Raw genomic sequence first — 2,312 nt, 5'->3', positions numbered from 1 at the left:
TGGCGGCACATTCGCAAACCCTTTATCAGCGGTTAATGTGCCTTGTCCCATGATGGGGATTTCAACGCCGATACCGGTGTCACAAATGACGGAAAGTGGATCGATCATGCGCCTCCCCCGCCCCGCCGCCATCGCTGGCATTCTGATCTTAACCCTTGGAATTCCCGCCGTTTCGGCGATGCAGGCGCCAGCCCCCGCCGCGGCGGCCAGCCCGTACAGCTATGCCGACGTCGCCGACCTCGCGACCGCGGCGCCGATCGCGCTGCACGCGCGCATATACAAGGCGACGGCGCTGAAAGCCGAGCGCGCGCCCGGAGTCGCGGCGGGTCATGCCCGATTCTATGTCGAGGCCGACGTTATCAGCCTGATTCGCGGATCGGGGCCGCTCGCGGCGCGAATCTCCTACCTCGTCGACCTGCCGCTCGATGCGAGGGGCAAGCCGCCCAAGCTGAAGAAGAAACAGCCCGTCCTGCTCTTCGCCCGGCCCGTCGCCGGCGCGACCGCGGGGACGAGCAACACCGGCAGCGTCCGCCTGATCGCGCCCGATGCGCAACTGCCGTGGGACCCCGCGACCGAGGCGCAGGTGCGCGCGGTGCTGACCGAGCTGGTCAAGCCCGGCGCCGCGCCCGCGATCACCGGCATCGCCAACGGCTTCCACGTCCCGGGCACGCTGCCCGGCGAGGGCGAGACGCAGCTCTTCCTCAACACGAGCACCGGCGAGCCGGTGTCGCTGACCGTGCTGACCGCCGCCGACGGGTCGCGGCGCTGGGCGGCGGCGTTCGGCGAGATCGTCGACGGATCGGCGGCGGTCCCGGCGCGCAATACGCTCGCCTGGTACCGCCTCGCGTGCGGATTGCCGCGCCAGCTCCCGCTCAACAAGCTCGCGGGCACCGCGCCCGAGGACCGGCGCAAGGCGGCGTCGGACTATGGCGTCATCCTGGGCGCGCTCGGCGAATGCACGCGCACGCGCAAGCCGCCGGCCGGGTGACGGCGTAGCTTTCGGCATCGCCGAAACAGAAAAGCTTCCTTGTTTCCCCCGGAAAAGCCGATAGGGCGCTCGCGATGACGGGGCGAGGCTCCGCGCTTTTACGGAGTTCCCGCATGTCGCCCTATTCCGCCCCGACCGCCCCCCGCCCGCCGCTTCGCGTCGCGCTCGCGGGGATCGGCGTCGTCGGCGGCGGGGTCGTCCGGCTGCTCGAGGCGAACCGCGACCTGATCGCGCGCCGCGCGGGACGCCCGATCGAGATCGTCGCGGTGTCGGCGCGCGACCGGCACAAGGACCGCGGCATCGACCTCGCCGCCTATCGCTGGGAAGACGATATGGATGCGCTCGTCGCGGCCGACGATGTCGACGTCGTGGTCGAGATGATCGGCGGCGCCGACGGATCGGCGCTGACCCTCGCGCGCCACGCGCTCGGCGCGGGCAAGGCGCTGGTCACCGCGAACAAGGCGATGATCGCGCATCACGGGCTCGACCTCGCGCGGCTCGCCGAGGCGGGGGACACGCCGCTGAAATACGAAGCCGCGGTCGCGGGGGGCATTCCCGTGATCAAGGCGATCCGCGAGGGCGCGTCGGCGAACGAGATCGCGCGCGTCTATGGCATCCTCAACGGCACCTGCAACTATATCCTGACGCGGATGGAGCGCGACGGCGCGAGCTTTGCCGATGCGCTGGGCGCCGCGCAGGCGGAGGGCTATGCCGAGGCCGATCCGACCTTCGACGTCGACGGGATCGACGCCGCGCACAAATTGTCGATCCTCGCCGCGCTGTGTTTCGGGACCCGGCTCGATATCGGCGCGGTGACCGCCGACGGCATCCGCGGCCTGATCGCCGCCGACATCCGCGAGGCCGAGGCGCTCGGCCACCGCGTCCGCCTGATCGGCATGGCCGAACGCGACGGAAGCGGGCTGTACCAGCATGTCCAGCCATGCCTCGTCCCTGCCGACCATCCGCTCGCCTATGTGCCCGGAGCGTTGAACGCGGTCGTCGCCGAGGGCAATTTCGTCGGCCGCCTCTTTTTCGAGGGCGCGGGCGCGGGCGCGGGGCCGACCGCGTCGGCGATCGTCGCCGACATCATCGACATCGCGCGCGACGAATATGGCCCCGCCTTCGCGATGCCGGTCGACGCGCTCGATGCCGCCCCCGCCGCCGACGCCGGCGCGCGCGTCGGCAAACATTATGTCCGCCTGATCGTCGAGGACCGGATCGGCGTGCTCGCCGAGATCGCGACGGCGATGCGCGACGCCGGCGTCTCGATCGAAAGCCTGATCCAGCGCGGCAGCGAGGACGGCAGCGGCGTCGTGATCGTGCT

The 2,312-nt window shown here is 70.7% G+C and carries 2 protein-coding genes; both read left to right on the top strand.

Annotation, left to right across the window (positions count from 1 at the left end; all coding sequences use genetic code 11):
- Positions 1-106 precede the first annotated feature (106 nt).
- Positions 107-988 carry a hypothetical protein gene (locus JHC57_RS22100; protein WP_294032713.1) on the top strand — a complete coding sequence of 294 codons (882 nt, stop codon included), beginning with the start codon at positions 107-109 and terminating at the stop codon, positions 986-988.
- 113 nt (positions 989-1,101) lie between these two features.
- Positions 1,102-2,312: homoserine dehydrogenase (locus JHC57_RS22095; protein ID WP_294032712.1), on the top strand; the 1,211-nt coding region annotated here is incomplete at its 3' end.

Origin of the sequence: Sphingopyxis sp. (assembly GCF_016463645.1) — a bacterium.
Lineage (GTDB): Bacteria > Pseudomonadota > Alphaproteobacteria > Sphingomonadales > Sphingomonadaceae > Sphingopyxis.
Note: the sequence above shows the minus strand (reverse complement) of the source record. Positions and strands in the feature narration are given on the sequence as shown.